This window comes from Laspinema sp. D2d (genome assembly GCF_025370755.1).
Lineage (GTDB): Bacteria > Cyanobacteriota > Cyanobacteriia > Cyanobacteriales > Laspinemataceae > Laspinema.
The window spans coordinates 63,509-82,890 of sequence record NZ_JAMXFC010000031.1 but is presented as its reverse complement, the minus strand read 5'-3'; the positions used below and the strand labels follow the sequence as shown (position 1 = coordinate 82,890).

17 protein-coding genes are annotated in these 19,382 nt (G+C 48.1%); 7 read left to right on the top strand and 10 right to left on the bottom strand.

Features of this window, described 5'->3' with window-relative positions; all coding sequences use genetic code 11:
• Positions 1-417 precede the first annotated feature (417 nt).
• From NG796_RS19240 to NG796_RS19230, 3 genes are all read left to right on the top strand, one after another.
• Positions 418-1,752, top strand: coding sequence for a TrkH family potassium uptake protein (locus tag NG796_RS19240; RefSeq protein ID WP_261208513.1), 1,335 nt, complete (start codon positions 418-420; stop codon positions 1,750-1,752).
• Between the two features lie 304 nt (positions 1,753-2,056).
• A complete protein-coding gene (locus NG796_RS19235) occupies positions 2,057-2,752 on the top strand; it encodes a potassium channel family protein (RefSeq protein WP_261208512.1) in 696 nt (231 codons plus the stop codon).
• A gap of 173 nt (positions 2,753-2,925) precedes the next feature.
• Complete coding sequence (locus NG796_RS19230) at positions 2,926-3,519, top strand: sulfite oxidase-like oxidoreductase (protein WP_261208511.1); 594 nt, start codon at positions 2,926-2,928, stop codon at positions 3,517-3,519.
• Between the two features lie 638 nt (positions 3,520-4,157).
• On the opposite strand, the gene NG796_RS19225 is transcribed toward NG796_RS19230, so the two are convergent.
• Together NG796_RS19225 and NG796_RS19220 are read right to left on the bottom strand one after the other, a co-directional pair.
• On the bottom strand, positions 4,158-4,544 hold the full coding sequence (locus tag NG796_RS19225) for a hypothetical protein (RefSeq protein ID WP_261208510.1): 387 nt from the start codon (positions 4,542-4,544) through the stop codon (positions 4,158-4,160).
• A gap of 894 nt (positions 4,545-5,438) precedes the next feature.
• Positions 5,439-5,567: a hypothetical protein gene (locus NG796_RS19220; RefSeq protein WP_261208509.1), complete on the bottom strand. Its 129-nt coding sequence runs from the start codon at positions 5,565-5,567 to the stop codon at positions 5,439-5,441.
• 38 nt (positions 5,568-5,605) lie between these two features.
• Between NG796_RS19220 and NG796_RS19215 the strand changes: the two genes are divergently transcribed.
• Both NG796_RS19215 and psbA (NG796_RS19210) read left to right on the top strand, forming a co-directional pair.
• A complete protein-coding gene (locus NG796_RS19215; protein WP_261208508.1) occupies positions 5,606-5,812 on the top strand; it encodes a hypothetical protein in 207 nt (68 codons plus the stop codon).
• A 247-nt stretch (positions 5,813-6,059) separates the two neighbouring features.
• Positions 6,060-7,142, top strand: a complete 1,083-nt coding sequence (gene psbA, locus NG796_RS19210) for a photosystem II q(b) protein (RefSeq protein WP_015149763.1) — start codon at positions 6,060-6,062, stop codon at positions 7,140-7,142.
• A gap of 137 nt (positions 7,143-7,279) precedes the next feature.
• Here the strand turns inward: psbA (NG796_RS19210) and NG796_RS19205 are convergent, their stop codons facing one another.
• From NG796_RS19205 to NG796_RS19190, 4 genes are all read right to left on the bottom strand, one after another.
• Positions 7,280-7,525 carry a hypothetical protein gene (locus tag NG796_RS19205; protein ID WP_261208506.1) on the bottom strand — a complete coding sequence of 82 codons (246 nt, stop codon included), beginning with the start codon at positions 7,523-7,525 and terminating at the stop codon, positions 7,280-7,282.
• A 63-nt stretch (positions 7,526-7,588) separates the two neighbouring features.
• Positions 7,589-8,092, bottom strand: coding sequence for a hypothetical protein (locus NG796_RS19200; RefSeq protein WP_261208504.1), 504 nt, complete (start codon positions 8,090-8,092; stop codon positions 7,589-7,591).
• A gap of 166 nt (positions 8,093-8,258) precedes the next feature.
• Complete coding sequence (locus NG796_RS19195; RefSeq protein ID WP_261208503.1) at positions 8,259-8,777, bottom strand: GNAT family N-acetyltransferase; 519 nt, start codon at positions 8,775-8,777, stop codon at positions 8,259-8,261.
• Positions 8,768-9,064, bottom strand: a complete 297-nt coding sequence (locus tag NG796_RS19190; RefSeq protein ID WP_261208502.1) for a DUF1778 domain-containing protein — start codon at positions 9,062-9,064, stop codon at positions 8,768-8,770. Before NG796_RS19190 ends, NG796_RS19195 begins: the two co-directional genes overlap by 10 nt.
• Before the next feature lie 247 nt (positions 9,065-9,311).
• Here NG796_RS19190 and psbA (NG796_RS19185) point away from each other — a divergent pair, with 247 nt between their 5' ends.
• Positions 9,312-10,394, top strand: coding sequence for a photosystem II q(b) protein (gene psbA, locus NG796_RS19185; RefSeq protein WP_015149763.1), 1,083 nt, complete (start codon positions 9,312-9,314; stop codon positions 10,392-10,394).
• A gap of 252 nt (positions 10,395-10,646) precedes the next feature.
• On the opposite strand, the gene NG796_RS19180 is transcribed toward psbA (NG796_RS19185), so the two are convergent.
• From NG796_RS19180 to NG796_RS19165, 4 genes are all read right to left on the bottom strand, one after another.
• Positions 10,647-11,579: a ribbon-helix-helix domain-containing protein gene (locus NG796_RS19180; RefSeq protein ID WP_261208501.1), complete on the bottom strand. Its 933-nt coding sequence runs from the start codon at positions 11,577-11,579 to the stop codon at positions 10,647-10,649.
• A gap of 473 nt (positions 11,580-12,052) precedes the next feature.
• Positions 12,053-12,196, bottom strand: coding sequence for a hypothetical protein (locus NG796_RS19175; RefSeq protein WP_261208500.1), 144 nt, complete (start codon positions 12,194-12,196; stop codon positions 12,053-12,055).
• Between the two features lie 840 nt (positions 12,197-13,036).
• Entirely contained in the window at positions 13,037-13,210 is a 174-nt protein-coding gene (locus tag NG796_RS19170) for a hypothetical protein (protein WP_261208499.1), read from the bottom strand.
• Between the two features lie 509 nt (positions 13,211-13,719).
• Positions 13,720-13,962, bottom strand: a complete 243-nt coding sequence (locus NG796_RS19165; RefSeq protein ID WP_261208498.1) for a hypothetical protein — start codon at positions 13,960-13,962, stop codon at positions 13,720-13,722.
• Positions 13,963-14,042: 80 nt separating this feature from the next.
• Between NG796_RS19165 and NG796_RS19160 the strand changes: the two genes are divergently transcribed.
• A complete protein-coding gene (locus NG796_RS19160) occupies positions 14,043-19,175 on the top strand; it encodes an ATP-binding protein (RefSeq protein WP_261208497.1) in 5,133 nt (1,710 codons plus the stop codon).
• The last annotated feature ends 207 nt before the right edge of the window (positions 19,176-19,382 follow it).

Below are 19,382 nucleotides of genomic sequence, written 5' to 3'. Positions count from 1 at the left end.
CCAAGGGGAGCCTAGATGCAAGTCGGGCTCCCCTCTTTATTGCTTTCGTGTCACTGGCTTAGTCTAAACTCCAGTAATTGAAAAACATCAATTTTATACGGAATCCGGTTGTGATATGCCTATAGAAACCCGCACCCTGAAGGGTGGGGCTTCACGGACAAAGCCCGCCTGCGCGGGCTAAAACCGAAAACCGACTTTTAATAACCGGATCTGGTATTAGAAGCGTTTGGGAAAAACTCTCTTGATCTGCCGATGGGGATGACTCATGGAAAACCCCCAGGACATGGGAGCCCTTGAGTCCCTGTGCCATCCAGATTAAATAGCCGATGTCACAAAAAATTGCCTCAGACTGCTGAGGAGTTGATAGGAGATCAACGCTTCATCCTAAAATCAAAACAATCTAACAGCTAAAATATCATGACTGTTGCTAGAACCATTTGTCTTGGCTTTCTGGTAATCATTGCGATCGGTACCATTCTGCTGCTGCTGCCCATCTCGACCAGTGAGGGGACCTGGGATAATTTCGTCACCGCTTTATTTACCGCCACCTCCGCTGTCTGTGTCACCGGCTTAATCGTCGTCGATACTGGCACCCATTATTCTGGATTGGGCGAGTTTTTCATTGTCTTGCTGATCCAACTGGGTGGACTCGGTTACATGACCGTCAACACCTTTTTGCTGCTGCTACTCGGACGGCGCTTGGGATTGCGAGATCGGGTAGCCATTCAACAATCCTTAGAGACGACAGAAATGTCCGGTGTGGTCCCTTTGGTGCGATCGATTATTGCCATGACCTTAGTCTTTGAACTAACTGGGATGTTCTTACTCCTGTTCGTTTTTACCCCAGACTTTGGCTTTGACGATAGCTTATGGCTTTCAATTTTTCATAGTGTTAGTGCCTTTAACAATGCTGGGTTTAGTTTGTTTGCCGATAATTTAATGGGCTACGCCGGATCCATCCCTCTGAATTTGGTGATCACCTTCTTGGTGATTTTTGGGGGGATTGGCTATCAAGTCATCATGGAAATGTATATTTGGGTGCGCCATCGCATTTCCAAAAATTCCGAACGGGTCGTCTTTTCCCTTCATTTTAAAATCGTCACCAGTACCACCCTGGTGCTACTGGTTGTAGGCACAATTGCCCTTTTCTTTACCGAATCCCCAAATCCCGAAACCTTGAAAAATATGGGGTTCATCGAACGCCTGCTCAGTGCATGGTTTCAGTCCGTCATCAGCCGTACCGCCGGATTTAACACCATCGATATCGGTCAAATGACTACAGCGGCCCTCTTTATCATCATTGCCTTGATGTTTATTGGGGCCTCTCCAGGCAGTACCGGAGGCGGCATCAAAACCACGACCGTGCGCGTACTAGCAAGCGGCACCCGTGCCGTACTCCAGGGACGCAACCAGGTACTTTGCTTTGATCGCCAAATTCCCCCTGAACTGATTTTGAAAGCCGTTGCCGTAGTCCTCAGTTCCCTTGGCGTCGTCGTTGTCGCCACCATTTTGCTGGCAATTAGCGACCCCCAGAGCGAATTTATCGAGCTTCTCTTTGAAGTCGTCTCCGCCTTTGCCACTGTCGGTTTGTCTATGGGTATCACCGCAGATCTCTCCACCGTAGGCCAACTGGTAATCATTGTCACCATGTATGTAGGCCGGGTGGGAATGATCATGCTCATGAGCGCCATCATCGGAGACCCCAAACCAAGCAACATCCGTTATCCCGAAGAAAATTTGTTAGTGGGATGATGGGATTGGGGGAGATTGGGAAGTGGGGGAGATTGGAGAGATTGGGAAGAAACTACTAAAGTCGTTACAACTATCCTCTCCTTCCTCCCCATCTCCCCAATCTTCATATTCACTAAGTACAAATCTCCCCAGAAAATTGGTACTCTAACAAAAGTAAATCATGCTCTGGCCGTCACAACCTCTCCGCTGAGGGGGCGCAATAGATTCCAGGCCCTGGATTCAAAAGGCAGTTGGCGGCACTCACGAATGAGATGGCATTTCGAGTGACATCTGAATCCATTGATTCCAATCCAAGGTAGCATCTGTGAATCTATCCTCTTTGAATTTCTTTCGCAATCTGCGTTCCGACAATAAGCAATTTGCTGTGATCGGGTTAGGGCGCTTCGGTCGCGCCGTCTGTGATACCCTACACGGATTGGGCTATGAAGTGCTCGCCATTGATGTCGATGAGAAGAAAGTCGCCCAAGCGGTGAGCGAACAATTTGCCGCACACGCATTGCAACTGGACACGACGGAACCCACAGCAATTCAACAGGCAGGAATGAACGATTTCGATACGGTAATTGTCGCGATCGGGAATTTCTTGGCCGAGAGTATCATTACGACCCTTAACCTCAAAGAGGCTGGGGTAAAGCACGTTGTTGCGAAAGCTTCCTCAGAAATTCACATGAAAATGCTCAAAAAAGTAGGGGCTGATCATGTGGTGTTTCCAGAACGGGAAATGGGTTGTGCTTTGGCGCGTACAATCACCACTCCCAGTATCCTTGATCGCTTTGAACTGGACCCAGAACATAGCATCGTAGAAACCATCGTACCCCCCTCTTTCCACGGTAAAACCATAGCGGAACTTGAACTTCGCAATCGCTACGGTTTAAATGTACTAGCCGTCAGCCAAGATGAAAAATTTGAGATTAATCCCCCTGCAAACCGGCGACTTCTGGGGGGAACGGTTATGGTTGTGATCGGCTCGAATAAGGCGATTGATCGGTTGAGACCTTAAAAAAACTGCCGGACACAGGGAGCAGATTCGGTATCTAGGATACTCCCACAATCTTTGTAGAGATGTGACCCGGTTGCGTCTCTACATTTTTTCAACGGTGAGGAATATTCCGGACTGGACATTAAGGAATTAAACTATACTTAGAGCTTATAAGCTATCAAAAAATCATCCTGATGTTGGGTAAATTCTTTAAAAAACCTTCTGCTGAACTAGGCGATCGCGTTCCGCCTGGACAACATCTCGCCACGGGGTTTCCCGTCCTCACCTATGGAGATATTCCGCAAATTTCGTGCGATCGCTATTCCTTAAACGTTTGGGGTCTGGTGGAACCTCAAACCTTTACCTGGGATGATCTCATGGCAATGCCCCAACAGGAGTTTACCGCCGATTTTCACTGTGTCACCCGCTGGTCTAAACTTGATGTCAAGTGGAAGGGAATCAAAGTCTTAGATTTTATGAAGCACTTGGCGGTGGATCCGAAAGCAATTTGCATCATGGAACATTGCTACGGAGATTATACCACCAATATTGCGATCGAGGATTTCCTCCGGGAAGAAAACTTTTTTGCTCATACCCTATTTGATGAACCCCTAAGTCCCGAACATGGAGGTCCCCTCCGCCTCGTCGTCCCTCATCTTTATGCTTGGAAAAGTGCTAAATGGATTAACGGGTTAGAATTTTTAGCGGAAGAAGCCTCCGGCTTTTGGGAACGCAACGGTTACCACCATCGAGGAGAACCCTGGGCAGAAGAACGCTACAGTTACTAAAGTTCATCCTGTTCTTAATGGTCTGAATTGTGCAACGTCACAACTTGAGTCGTTGTTTTTTCTTTTGTAGTAACGATTTCAGTCGTTATTTCCCGTTCAATGTCACGAGTGCCGTTGTTTATCAAGATAATGCCTAAATTCTGGACAAGTTTGACGATCGCCAAGTGAGTGATCGCTTTCAAGATCATGATCCCCCAGTCATAAAAATACCTGCTCCTGGGGTGAGGAGCAGGTTTTTCAAAGGAAGGTGTACCAGCATGTTTATCTTTCTGTTTCTATTGTGCAGGGAGTTTTCATGCTTGTCATCAGGAAAAATACGAGGGTTAGCTGTGGCGACATCCGTAATTTTGCTGACTACGCTGGTAACCCTGTCAAGCGCTGGCTTTAGGAACAAGCACTGTGTAGTCTTAAATTGCAGGAATTCAGGGGAAGATTTGAGAATGTGGAGTTCCTGATCTCGCCCGGTTCAATCCAGTGGATGATTCATATAGGGGGCAATCCACACCAGGAAAGCCCCCTTCTGGATCTAACTTCTCGTTTCTTCTACTCCGAGTCAGTTGGGCTACCTTCCATCCAAATTCCAGACCCAGGTCAAAATCATACTGCTCATCTAGCGTTTAGCGTTGATCGGGATTAATTTAACCCAGTTCCTCATCGTCTTGTGGGGGATGGGGAAATATTTTTGCCATCATGTAGCGGGGGTTCAATTGTCCCATTTCCGACTTGGGACTGTCGCCACCATTGGGGGGTGCAATGCAAATGGCAGTTTGGTGAACTCCAACCATAATTGCCATGACTCCGTTGATGATCCCATCGATCTGCTCGATCAGGTTTTGTGCTCGCTCTAAATCTGGTGTCAAAATAAAAAAGGTTTTGACTCCCGTTGGGGAAGGCGCGAGACCAAATTGACATTCTCGTAACAATTCCTGAGTCTGGCGATCTACAGAATCGTAGAACCGATTGAACAAGGCTTGATAAAATGATTCAGCAAGCTGGCGATCGCCAAAGCTGGGTTTATACAACATAATAACTCTCAAAGGTAACAGCGTTTCTAGGGCTTGAAAATACGGCTATGGTTTTAGTGTGGCCGTTTTTAATGTGACTCACTGCGATCGCTATCCGGCTAGACCGTGACTCTCATCAGAATTTGCAGTGATGCAAATCCAGGTCAGGTTGTGTTTTCAGTCCGACTTTGCCGGGTTTTCACAAGGCTACTTTGGCCTCAACTGTACTTTTGCTGCAATCGGCTTTCCGGCAACCCGATTACACCTTCATCCTCAAAGGCGGGTCTGCTGTCAACAAGGAGCATTGATCCCGATCGGGTTGTTATTGATAAGTTAGAACTGATACCGTAAAGACCCCGCTCATCTGTTTTCGTTCCTTTTCGACTCCTTTTACCCTCAAGGAGCGAATTTTTTACAAGGTGGCTTACCCCTCGACTTGTTGGATCTTAGCTTGTTTTTTGAGGATGTCCCTCTTGTTTCAGGTTAATCCAAGCAGGCGCAATCTCAATCCAACCTCCAGACCCGCGATCCGTGGGTTAGAACCGATTGGGTGTTCCTTGACCACCGGGCTAAGGCAGCAAGCGGATACCAACGGTTCCCAATGTCGCACCGCAATCGATTCTACTCTTATCTTTCCTCTTTTGGCTCGGTTCTAAACTAATGTAACGATTTTTCTTTTCAAAAACCATGAGACTACAGGGGGATACCATAGAAATTTCTATCATCAGGTATAGATTAACCCCTCTTTAGGTCCGCCCAGATCCGGGGGATTTCGGGGTTATAATGCGATCGCCAGTAGATTGGGTGGTAACTCAGGCATCCGAAACTTGTCTGTCTTTTATAACAATTCTTCTCCAGAATCTTGACAAATTTAACCCCTCATGGTTCTTCTTCAACCCAATCCGAGGTGATAAATCAGGAATAAGCAGGGACTGTTCTTGGGGGCGATCGGCCTCCGGCTTCACCGAAAGCTAGTTCATGGGTGAGGGGTAGGCTATCTGTTGCCGCGATCGCACTGGAATAGCTAGACTGTAATTTTAACAAACCTTGGTTGATTAACCCCTGATTCAAGAGGCTAAACTATGGAAAATTATGACCTGCGAGGAGAACTCTATCGCGGATGGATCGTCGTTCCGATTCTGGCAGAAGATATTTTTTTTTATGAATTTCATAGTCCCGAGGGATATAGGAATATCAACCTCAGACCCTTTGATACTCCCGAAGATGCAATCGCCTGCGCCCGAGATGAAATCGATCAGATCATTGAAATTTTTGCAAAGGCCGCTTAACCCGGGCGAGTTGCGACCCCATCGATAAACTCATCCTAGGACCTCGGTATCGTCTTACATCTATAGGACCAGAAACCCGCTTTCTGGTCCCGATGTTCTCTCTATGAGACATCTCCCTAGATTGATAATCTCAGCTTATCACTCTCATCAGGATAACTGTGGCATTAACCCCTTTACAAATCGTTACAAAGCCGTTAATCTAAAAACATCATAACTACCTCGACAAACCAATAGCAATCATAAAAACATGACGACAACCTTACAGCAGCGCGAGAGCGCCAATCTGTGGGACCGCTTCTGCGAGTGGGTCGCTTCTACCGAAAACCGCCTCTACATTGGCTGGTTCGGTGTGTTGATGATTCCTACCCTCTTAAGCGCTACCGTTTGCTACATCATCGCCTTCATCGCCGCCCCTCCTGTGGACATCGATGGAATCCGCGAACCTGTTGCCGGTTCTTTGCTGTACGGAAACAACATCATCTCTGGTGCTGTTGTTCCTTCTTCTAACGCCATCGGTCTTCACTTCTACCCCATCTGGGAAGCAGCCAGCTTGGATGAGTGGCTCTACAATGGTGGCCCTTACCAGCTCGTGATTTTCCACTTCCTCATCGGCATCTTCTGCTACATGGGTCGTGAGTGGGAACTCTCTTACCGCTTAGGGATGCGTCCTTGGATCTGCGTTGCTTACTCTGCACCTGTTGCAGCCGCTTCGGCAGTGTTCTTGATCTACCCCATCGGTCAAGGTTCTTTCTCTGATGGTATGCCTTTGGGTATCTCTGGAACCTTTAACTTCATGTTAGTGTTCCAAGCTGAGCACAATATCCTGATGCACCCCTTCCATATGTTGGGTGTTGCCGGTGTGTTCGGTGGTTCCTTGTTCAGTGCCATGCACGGATCTTTGGTGACCTCCAGCTTAGTTCGTGAGACCTCTGAAACCGAATCTCAAAACTACGGTTACAAGTTCGGTCAAGAAGAAGAAACCTACAACATTGTGGCCGCTCACGGTTACTTTGGTCGTTTAATCTTCCAATATGCTTCGTTCAACAACAGCCGTTCTTTGCACTTCTTCTTAGCTGCTTGGCCGGTTGTAGGTATCTGGTTCACCGCTTTGGGTGTGTCCACGATGGCTTTCAACTTGAACGGATTTAACTTCAACCAGTCCATCATCGACTCGACTGGTCGTGTTGTGAATACCTGGGCTGATGTGATTAACCGGGCTAACCTGGGTATGGAAGTGATGCACGAGCGTAATGCTCACAACTTCCCCCTTGATTTGGCTGCTGGTGAAGCGACTCCCGTTGCTTTGACTGCTCCTTCTATCAACGGTTAATCTGAGTAAAGATTAAAAAAAGCGCCTCCAATTTGGGGGCGCTTTTTATTTGGGAATTTTTTCGAGTGATATCAACCCACACGCCGTGGGATAAAGTTGGAAATCCTGCGGTTGTGGGTAGCGGGTGTTCTGGTTTGTTAGAGTTTCCGCAAACAGGGTAAACGCCGACGGCGGCGATCGGGTCGGAATTCTAACCCAAAGGTTTGATAATCTGAGGCACTCAGTACCCGGAAGCGATTTAATTTGACGGTGCGATCGCCATCGATACTAGAAATAATCGATTCGGGGTCACTTGCATCGCCGCCTAGTTTCTCAAATGCCTCTTTGACTGTGAGCCATTCAATCTCATTGATATCGCCCGCTTGATCCAGTTCCTCTACCATATCACCCGTCCGCGCCAGAAAGCAATAGAGATTTTCTTCATTGTTGTGACTCCTTCTCTTTAGTTAGATACCGTGCCTCGATACATAGGTTTCCCATGTATGTAGAACACCTTTGACTAAATCACAACCGTCAAAAGTCGTGCCATTATTTAGCACTACTATGATACTTTCTTCTCCATTTCCAAAAGAGCCTTGTCCAAGGCGACCGCGACCAAAACCAGAAGCTGAAGTCGCTGAAGAAGTGATGGGTGTGCGAAAACGGGGACTGTTGGGACTGTTGGGACTGTTGGGACTGTTGGGACTGTTTATCTGGAAGTGCTTGCAGGCTGTGGCTAGGTCTCCGCATACCTTAAGCCAGCGGTCATTATAGAGCCTATTAACTTCAGATGTTTGCTTTGCAGACCGAGGAACAGATGGATCATATTTGATCCAATCAATCATAGAATACCCGGTAAGGACAAAGTTAAAGAGGCGATCACTTGTTGCTTCATCCTGGAATAAACTGGCATCACGTTTTAATTTATCAAAGAGTTTTGGAAATGAATCAAAGTCGAATGTAAGTGTCATAGTAGTTTCAGGTCTAGTTATGTAATAATTGAGCTATAGACGGATTAAAAATTCATCTCATATTAAGACAACCAATCCAAGCAATCCAAGTTTCGGTTCTCGAACCATAATCCCCCTTTCTTTATAACATAAATTCTAACGCTCTGTAGAAGATATATTTTACCTTTCAGCCTGACAAACCTAGTGCATTTTTCGCATCTTTAATCGTCACCATGAGTGTCATTGGCTCGATCGCTGAAGCAGTAAACCCACACTTTTCATAAAATTGCTTCGCCTCTTCCGAAATCGCCTGGACAAGAATTGCGCGAATTCCTGCAATTTCAGCAGCTTGCAGGGTACGAAGAATGGCATCTCGTAGCAGCGCACTCCCGATTCCTTTGCCTTGCCAGTGGCGATCAACAGCCAGTCTTCCAATCACCATCACCGGAATGGGATTGGGCATATTCCTCCGAACTCGACCCGTTGCCGTAATTTGGGCTACTGCCCCATTTGCAAGACAGTAATACGCAATCACCACCTCCCCGGCGCATAAAACATAGGTTCGGGAAGCCCCCTCAGCTTCATTTTTTAACGCACGACGTTTGAGCCAGTCATTGAGATGGCTGTTTCCTGAGTCAAAGGTCTCAATTTGATGGGACGAATTTAGTTTTTCTGGAGGGCGAAGCGCATCGCTATCTAATCCCACGGAGACTTAGTGGTTAAGAGAGCCTGTAACTTGACGTTGGGCTGTGGGTCTGCATCCAGCAGGGCGACAAATTCCTGATATTTTCGGTCGTCTAACCCAAAAAAAGTCCTGTCTAGCAAAGCATCTTGGGCTTTTTGATAGGCTGACTCTAGCATGAACTCTGAGCGGCTTTTCCCTTGGATGTGAGCAGCTTGATCAATGAGATCTCTCTGACTCTGGGTAGCGCGGATGTTGATCGTTACATCCCGAGTCTGGCGGGACGAGTCTTCCAATTCTGACCTCGACATAATTTTAAACCTAGCAGCGATATTCAGATCAGGCGATTTAATGCCGACCCATGATTAATTATATTAGCCGCTTGTCCACACAATGTCCATACAAATTTGAGGGTTGACTACGAACCTATTTTTGATAACCTCAGCTTATCACTCCCATCAGGATTGCTGTGGCTTTAACCCCTTTACAAATCGTTACAAAGCCGTTAATCTAAAAACATCATAACTACCTCGACAAACCAATAGCAATCATAAAACTATGACCACCACATTACAGCAGCGCGAAAGCGCTAATCTGTGGGACCGCTTCTGCGAGTGGGTCGCTTCTACCGAAAACCGCCTTTATATCGGCTGGTTCGGTGTGTTGATGATTCCCACCCTCTTAAGCGCCACTGTCTGCTACATCATCGCCTTCATCGCCGCCCCTCCTGTGGACATCGATGGAATCCGCGAACCCGTTGCCGGTTCTTTGCTGTACGGAAACAACATCATCTCGGGTGCGGTTGTTCCTTCTTCTAATGCCATCGGTCTTCACTTCTACCCCATCTGGGAAGCAGCCAGCTTGGATGAGTGGCTCTACAATGGTGGCCCTTACCAGCTCGTGATTTTCCACTTCCTCATCGGCATCTTCTGCTACATGGGTCGTGAGTGGGAACTCTCTTACCGCTTAGGGATGCGTCCTTGGATCTGCGTTGCTTACTCTGCACCTGTTGCAGCCGCTTCGGCAGTGTTCTTGATCTACCCGATCGGTCAAGGTTCTTTCTCTGATGGTATGCCTTTGGGTATCTCTGGAACCTTTAACTTCATGTTAGTGTTCCAAGCTGAGCACAATATCCTGATGCACCCCTTCCATATGTTGGGTGTTGCCGGTGTGTTCGGTGGTTCCTTGTTCAGTGCTATGCACGGAAGTTTGGTGACCTCCAGCTTAGTTCGTGAGACCTCTGAAACCGAATCTCAAAACTACGGTTACAAGTTCGGTCAAGAAGAAGAAACCTACAACATTGTGGCCGCTCACGGTTACTTTGGTCGTTTAATCTTCCAATATGCTTCGTTCAACAACAGCCGTTCTTTGCACTTCTTCTTAGCTGCTTGGCCGGTTGTAGGTATCTGGTTCACCGCTTTGGGTGTGTCCACGATGGCTTTCAACTTGAACGGATTTAACTTCAACCAGTCCATCATCGACTCGACTGGTCGTGTTGTGAATACCTGGGCTGATGTGATTAACCGGGCTAACCTGGGTATGGAAGTGATGCACGAGCGTAATGCTCACAACTTCCCCCTTGATTTGGCTGCTGGTGAAGCAACTCCCGTTGCTTTAACTGCTCCTTCTATCAATGGTTAATCTGAGTAAAGATTAAAAAAAGCGCCTCCAATTTGGGGGCGCTTTTTGTTTGGGGATTTTTTGGAGTGATATCAACCCGAGTTGATCAGGATGAGGGCCGAAAGACATTTTTCTCAAGCATTCCCTCTTTTCTCCTCTTAAATAAGGGGGAGAATGCTTTAGCATAATGCCTGCGATCGCTCTGAGATCAACTCGTACTCCGTGGGATAAATTCGGTAATCCTGCGGTTTTAGGGAGCGGTACTCCGGGAGATTAGAGTTTCCGCAAACAGGGTAAACGCCGACGACGGCGATCGGGTCGGAATTCTAACCCAAAGGTTTGATAATCCGAGGCACTCAGTACCCGGAAGCGATTTAATTTGACAGTGCGATCGCCATCGATACTAGAAATAATCGATTCGGGGTCACTTGCATCACCGCCTAGTTTTTCAAATGCCTCTTTCACCGTGAGCCATTCTATTGTTCCCCGCTTGTTTTTTGTAGCCGCAGGGGTCGTAACCTCTGGAGTAGATTTAGCGCGAGTTCTACGTTTGGTGGGAGTGGGTTCCTCTGTCGAAGACGGAGGATCGATTGTTTTTGTTTTAGAGGCTTCTTTTGCGGCGGGGAGCTTTTTTTCGGCTTTAGCCTGACGCCGCCGTCCGTTGGTAGTTTTGGTTGCGGTTTTGGTTTTAGACTCTTTAGAAACCGGGGGTTCGGCGGGTTCTTTGGAGGCTGGGGGTTCGGCAGGTGCTTTAGAGGCTGGGGTTTCAGCCGGTGCTTTAGAACCCTTGGTTGCTTTCGTTTCTTTGACCGTAGGGGTTCTTTTTTGGCCTTTGGTTGCCGTTTTGGTCGTACTCGGAGTCTCTACCGGGGTCGGCGGTTCGGAGGAACTTAAACCTTCTTCTAAGACGCTGACTCGTTTAGTTAGACGGGATAGAACATCAGAATCTAAGCGATCCATAACGCTAGAGATTTTTACCTCTAGCTCTTCAAGTCGTTTTAGCAGGGTAGTATCGGGAGTTGTTGCCGGGGTTGCAGTTGTTGCAGGAGCAGTCGTCGGGGTGGGTTGAGCAGCTTCTCCGGAAAAGACTTGTTGGAGAGCTTTAACCACAACTTCGGTGCGATTGGAACTGGTGGAGACAACAATCTCATCGATCGCCTCTAAGAGTTCTTCAGGTAGTCTTAAGGTAACTGGTTTGGTTGGCATTTTCTATAACGTCATACAGGGTTATCCCATCCTATAGCGTCTTGGGGACGTCATACAGGGTTAATTTGGGATTTATAGATCGAAAATACATCGAAGCGCGTCCACTTTTAGCAACGAATATTACTAGAAGGGTTAGCTCGCGTTTACGAATGTGATGAAAGGTTGCGGGGAGTTGGCAGCCGATCGCGCTTGTAGACGGACGTTCTCCCAAGGGAGTGCACCGTTGTTTTAACCGTTATAACACGACTATAAAACAGTTTCCTCTTTATAAGTCTAGTTATTTGATTAGCACGATCGCCCTGGCATTAGAGACGTCAGGTCGAAAAATCCGGTGCCCCAGCACTTTGCGAACCCTGCTCCAATCTTTTTGTCCGTAAGACTCTCTGTCTTGCGCGATTAATTGGAACGATCTCGATTCAGCCCGTTGTCGCTACTGTGGTATTGACATGGCTCTGCATCACCAATCCCGTTTTTTATTGTAAAGTGAAGCCGTTGATTTCGTCAAAAACTTTTGTTTGTTGATTTGCCGATCGCACTCCAGTGGCGATCGCCTGGTTACTTCCTCTAGCTACCCTGCTGAGTTGACTTGAAACAAAGGAGACTTTTATTAAAAGCAATACCCTCCTGGAGTGGCTGGTTAATTGTAGAGAATTGAGCGGTTCGAGATGCTTGATCCGTTCCTGAATCCTTAACCCCTAGGATGCCGGTAGAGTTGTTGATCATCAGGACAAGAAACCGGGTTTCTGCATTAGATTGATGACGAATGCGCAAAGATTTTTTTTCCAAACCCGCTGTGTCTTCTCCTTACGGTATCCCTGCTCTCGACGGAGGAGATTGGCGGATGAATCGAAACGGTCGCGCTTGTCAAATCCTTTAAGTTGGATAAATATAGATGGGTCTGAAATCTTTGGGGTGAGGCCGTTCTCTCTCCTAATTTATACCAATTTGGGTTTAGACTGAATCCATTCCTAGACTCAAACTCAGGGGCGATCGCCTCAATAAAATGTTCCCCTCTTTCCCCTAAAATAAAAGCAGGATTGCCTCGATTAGTGATTCAGGTTGCAACGGAGCGAACAGCGGTTTAATCCCCTTGGGAGTGGCCTAACCGCTGGGGGCGATCGGCCCATCCCATCGCAGTGGGACGACTGCGATCACTGTGGTGAACATTCGGCAATCAACGCTGTTAAAATCCCCCTAGTATTTGTACTGGAGGTCCCCGGTCCTTCCCCTGAGCAGGTTGATGCTTCAAGAGATAGCAACCCTTTCCCCCAGGGGAAAAGCCCGCTCAGATTGGGATGAAATTCAGGGGGATTTGATATCAGGAATTTCCTCTGGAGGCAATCTGTACTCAGACAAGAGATCTAGGAAGTTCAGAGTTGCCTCATGAGGTCAAACTTTTCCCCGGGGGGAACTCTAACCTCGATAATATTTCCATTAACCGGGTTCAGGACAAGGCGCTACCTTGTGCCTTCGAGAAAAATTGGAGAAATTTTTTCAGAAAAACCCGAAGAGGGAATCGGATGCGATCGCCTCCCCACATCCGGTCTTAATCCTGGGGAATAACGACTGAGACGCTCAAAACTATCCCCCGAGGAAAAGCGGAGATTCTTGTAATATTTCGCAATATTCATGACAGTTGGGCAGCAGATAAATGGGGTTTGAGATCGGAAACTAGACGGGGTGAAGTGGCGATCGCTGACGATCACAAACCCTCTCGTTTCCGGTAAACTCTACTGCTTGAAGGATCAAAAGGGCCACTCCGATCTCACACTCGGGGGAATAGCCTACGGAGGAAAACAGTCAGAAATCCCTAGGTAGGAATCACCACTGTTCTTTATACAGGGTGGGGATGAGCCGACCGATTGCCAAATTCTCAGAACCCGGTTAGCGTTTTTAAGGAGGAATAATCCGATATATTGCCAGAGGTCTAATCCCCTACAGAACACCCCTAAATCATTCAATTTCCAGGCTGTTTGGGAAAATACATCGTTTCCCCATTTTCCGCCTACTCGTTGGAAAATACAGGCACTTCAACGCCGGTGGATAGCCTTGCGATGACTCTCAGGTGAGGGAGTGAAATCGCCCCTAACCGAGAAAGGCGTGAGCAGGTTGCCAGAAATACCCAAATAGTTTTAAGACTCTAAGCGACTGCCGCAAAATTGAGTTCAACCTCGGAGCAAACCTGCACCAGGTGGCTGGCGATCGCCCCTAACGCCTTCCCCGCTTCCAACTCTCGGGTTAAACTAAGGCAGACGTGAAATTCAGTCGAGAATTGAGTTAGGTAACTGTACCGCCATGCATCCCGCCCCAATCTAGCCTCAAAGCAATTCAGTATTTTTTCGGGGCCAAAAAATAAAGAAACCATTAAAATCACCAACAGCATAGTAACTTTTCCCGGGAAAGGTTGAATCTTAGAATTGTTGACTCCAGGATTTAAAGTCGAAATAAAAAAAGGTATATCAAATGGTCATTCCCGTAGAACCGAACCCCCTCTCATCCCGACAAACTCGCCCGTTGACTCCGATTGAAGCGATTGAATCTGTAGAGTCTAGTCAAGCGATCGCACCAATCCGTAGTCCAGGGATTGTGTTGGAACTGCTCCATCTGTCATGGAATCACGACGATGATATTATTCCGGGAACCTTGGAGGGAAAAAATGGTGCTACAGCCGTGTCACATCAGGGCGGTCAATCCCAAGGACTGTCTAAACCTGTTCGGATTGAGGTCAGTTTTCGCCTAGATTCAGACCATTGGAAAGACTTAATGCAATCCATGACGATCGCCATTGAGGAACAACAATCCTGGCAATGGGAAGGTCGCTTGATCTCTCCGAATCCTCAAAAGACTCAGCAGCAGTCCGCAGAACTCCGGGCACCAACGGACCCTTCATTGACCCAGGAAATTACCCAGGTCAAGGGGTTCTCTAACTCCCATTCTGAGCAGTCACAAAGCGATTTCTCTGGGGGATGCAACCGCAATCCTGAACCTACACTGGATCATTCCGGTTTGAGTTCATCCTACGTCCCGGCGTTGGTGGAGATTCAGGAACAGTTACTGAGGGCTGTAAGGCCAGATTTCAACCGGGAAACTCAGCTTTATGAAGAGATTTTACAACAACTGGCCCAGGTATCTGGGGCGATAGGAGCCTACTTCTGGGAAACCACAGGGGTCGGGGATAGAACGGGAACTTGTTTACGATCGCAGTGGTATGCAACGGACTTCCCTAGGGTGGGGAGGGTCCCGAATTTACCGGATTTAGAGCCGATTAGCGCCTCGGGGGGAGAGGCGATTTGTTTGGCCGTGGCGGATCTGCCAGAATCAGACGGGTCTTTTTTTGCCGATCGCGCGATCGCCTCGATTCTGTTGATTCCGGCGATCGCCGATGACTGTTGTCTGGGATGGATGGGGTTTGAGTATTCCCAGGGGAATCCGGTGAGTCAAGGGGAAATCGAGGTTTTGCAAACTGCAGGACGGGCGATCGCCGCTTATCGACGACAGTCTAACGGAGATATTCAGGGAAGTGGTTTATCCTCAGTTCCGGAACCCTGGGGGGCGATCGCCCTGCTTAAACCGGAGGGAACCCTTCTGGAAATTCAAACCCTGGGGGAAAGCGGCGGTGATCATTCAGGGATAGAAGAGGAAGCGGGTCTTCCCTTTTGGAAGAGTCGGGGATGGAGTCCTCCTGAATGGCCGGAAAGTTCCTATGAGAATAACGAAATACAAGAACAATTAAAACAGGCGATCGCCACAGCAGCGACGGGGGAATTTGTTCGCAGTTTCCTCCATCTCGCCGGAAGCAACGGCAGGGGGGAGGGAGTTAATTTTTCGATCAAACCCGTTTTGGATCGCAATCATCAAGTCATCCTCTTAGTTTGGAAGGGAGAAAGGGCGATCGCACCGGATCCGGTTCAGGCATTGGAAGAATCATCGGAAGAACCGGAGAGTCTGACTTCGGATCCGACTCCTCGGGATTGCCTGGAAGTACCACCCCTTGAAGTACAACCTTTGTTATTATTAACCGTTGAACTGAGACAATCACGGTTCTGTATGCGCAAACCTCATCGGACCTCTGCGGATCGGGATGTCTCAACGGGATTGTTGCTCAAACATCCTAAATATCCGAAGTGGGTTCGAGTGAGTATTCCCACTCGCACTCAACGGAAGCGGACTCGGGAGGCGATCGCCGCTGGATCGTGGCTGGAGTGGGGGATTAATGAAGCCTCCGATGCCATTGCCATTACCGACCTCAACGGCATTCTCACCTATCAAAATAGAGCATTTCAGGAACAATTTGGATATAGCTGTGATGAAATTAATGCCGCCGGAGGGATTTGCCAACTGTATGGCACTCCCGAACTTGATCGCGAAATTTGTCAAAGCGTGCGGCGAGGGTATAATTGGTGTGCAGAAGTCTTGTTACAAAAAAAAGACCGAACCGGCAAGACCGGATTATTACGCGCTCATGCCATTCCCGATGACACCGGCGCAGTGGTGGGGATTTTTAGTATTTATACCAATCTTGTAGAAGTAACGATCGCCGATTGCGAGGGACAACCCTTGCCACAATGCGATCGGGAAAATCAGAAGTGCCTCGATCGCCTTCAGGAAAGTAACCGACGATTGCAATTAGCCCTCGAAGGCAGCAATTTGGAATTATGGGATTGGAATCTGGAGACGGGAGATTTATTTATCGGGAAAAAATGGCAAGCGATCGCTGACTGGATGCCCGATGACACTCAAAATCCAGTCCAATCCTGGCGCAGACTGATTCATCCCGATGATTTACCCCGGGCGATCACGGCCTGGAACCAGCATCTCACGGGCGGCGCTCCGGTGTTTGAACTAGAATACCGCATTCGCACCAAAACCGGCGAATGGCAATGGATTTTGGACCGGGGAAAGGTGGTAGAACGAGATCACCAAGGGAACATCCGGCGAATCTTAGGGACTCACAAAGATATCACTCACCATAAACAGTACCAAGAAGCCCTGGAAAAAGAACGCCTCCAACTGCGCGAAATCATTAACCGAGCACCCGTGGCAATGGCAATGCTCGATCATGATCTATGCTATATTGCCCATTCTCAAAAGTGGTTGAGTGATTACAAGGGTGATCTCTGCGGCAACAATCTTTCCTGGATTGGATGTCACTTTTTTGACGTGATGCCCGATGTATTTGATCACTGGGGTCCCCTGCTGGAAAGGGTTTTAGGCGGAGAAGCGATCTCTTCTCGGGAAGATTGCTGGGAACGGGCGGATGGGTCTAAACTCTATCAGCGTTGGGCAATTCAACCTTGGTACAGTCCCACGGGAGAAGTTGGAGGAATTGCCATTGTCACGGATAATATTAATGAACTGGTAGAAGCTCGGGAAACTGCCCTAGAAGCAGCCCGAATCAAATCCCAATTTCTCGCCAACATGAGCCATGAAATTCGCACCCCGATGAATGGGGTATTAGGAATGACGGGTTTATTATTACAAACCCCCCTTTCTAATCAGCAACGGGATTGTGCTGAAACCATCCGCATCAGTGGGGAACATTTGTTGCGGGTTATCAATGATATTTTGGACTTTTCTAAGCTGGAAGCCGGAGAAATGAATCTCGAATCCTTAGATTTTCAACTGTCAACTTGTATTGAAGAAGTGGTCGATTTATTAGCGGCTCCAGCTCATCAGAAGGGTTTAGAATTGGCCGTCTGGATTGATCCGAAGGTTCCACAACACTTAGTCGGAGATGCCGCCCGCCTCCGGCAAATTCTGTTGAATTTGATTAATAATGGGATTAAATTTACACACCGGGGCGAGGTGGTGGTTCAGGTCAATCAGTCGATAAAATCCGAATCCCTGGATGCCCGAGGGCAAGAAGTTTGGCTGCGGTTTACGGTGAAAGATACGGGGATTGGTATCCCGAGCGAGCGCCACAACAAACTATTTCAATCCTTTTCTCAAGTGGATACCTCCACCACCCGACGCTATGGAGGGACGGGTTTGGGATTGGCGATTTGTAAACAATTGGTGGAACTGATGGGGGGCGAAATTGGGGTAGAAAGTTATCCTGATCGCGGCTCAAATTTTTGGTTTGAAGTGAAGTTTCGTAAACAGGGGACTCGGGTATCGGGTTCGATTCCCCGTTGTGCTCTGCCCATCGCCTTAACAGAAGTTCAGGTCTTAATTGCCCAGGGAAATGCTGCGACTCGTCAATCGTTAAAATATCTAGCGGCAGATTGGGGGATTAATATTGATGAAGTAGAAGATTATACCCAGTTGTGCCAGAAGTTGCAAGGGGCAGTGACCGCAGGACGACCCTATCAAGTGGCGATCGTGGATCTTCATTTGCTCTTAGGAATTAAGGGCGATCGCCAAGACAACGGAGACTGTACAGATGATTGTAAAGACTGTACAGATTGTGCCTTGGGTGATGAGTCTAATCCCACCCTCGTCGAGGAATTTATTCAAAAATTATCCTTGTTTCCGCCACAAACGTCCTTATTTTTAATGACAACTCTCCCCTATCGCGATCGCGCCCTGGGATTGGTCCAATCCTCACAAGAGCGCGGGTTGAGTTTTGTAGAAGGACATCTGGTCAAACCTGTGCGATCGTCTGAACTGTTTAATAGTCTCATGACGGTAGTCCTCCGCCCGCAAACCTTGCCGTCTCAACCCCGGGGAGGCAGTCGCCGTGTTTCTCAACTCCCCATCATTCCCATAGAACCCCGGATTCAGTCCACGGTGAATATTTTAGTAGCGGAAGATCACCCGATTAATCAACAGGTGATTCTCCAGCAATTAGAGGCATTAGGCTATCAAGGGGAATGTGTGGGCAATGGGATCGAGGCGATCGCCCGCCTTAGTCAAAAGCGCTATGATATTGTCTTGATGGACTGCCAGATGCCCGGATTAGATGGCTATCAAACCACTCAAGAAATCCGCAAACGGGAAGCAACCGGGTCCCTTTGCCCCTCGGGCGATCGCGAATCTCCAGACTCGTCTATCCCTCACAAAACCATTGTCATTGCTCTCACCGCTCATGCTCTATCTGCGGAACGGGATAAATGTCTCGCTGCTGGCATGGATGACTATATTAGTAAACCTGTCCATCTGGATCACTTGAGTGCATTGCTAGAACGGTGGATTGTTCGATCAAATCAGCTAATCAACCCGTTGATCCAACCCCCAAAACCGGACTCCTCAATTCGGCATCTGCCGCCCGAACCGATTTCGGCGATCGCCTCGGACTCCCGACCCGCAATCAACCTGGACCGTCTGGAAGAAGTCTCGCGCGGCAAAAGAACACTCCAACGCCGCTTATTAGAGGCATTTGCCACCACCGCCACAGCGGATACCCAGGCGATCGCCTCCGCCATTGAAGCGAATGATTGTGTTAAGGTTGACCGGGTATCCCATCGACTGAAAGGCTCCAGTGCCAATGTGGGAGCACAAGCTATGTCAGCCTTGGCTGAACACTTAGGCACTCTCGCTCGGGAAAATCGCTTATCGGAAGCTAACTCACCTTTATTAAACTTGCAAGCGCAATTACACAGCGTGCGCGAGTTTATTGACACCTATCTACCCGAGTTACCTGAAATCCAACCGTGAAATAGTTAACCCACTCCTCCGATATTTCAACCGGGGTTGAGTTGTGAATCAGCCCCTCTTGTTCCGAGGGGTTTTACAAGATAAACTCCCCATTCAAAGGACCGGAAACCCCGTTTCTAGTTCTCACAGATAGGGAAAAAAAGTTAAGGGTTCGGAAACCTCCCCAGGTTTTGAACTAGAATACCGATCGGTTAATCGCAGCCCGTC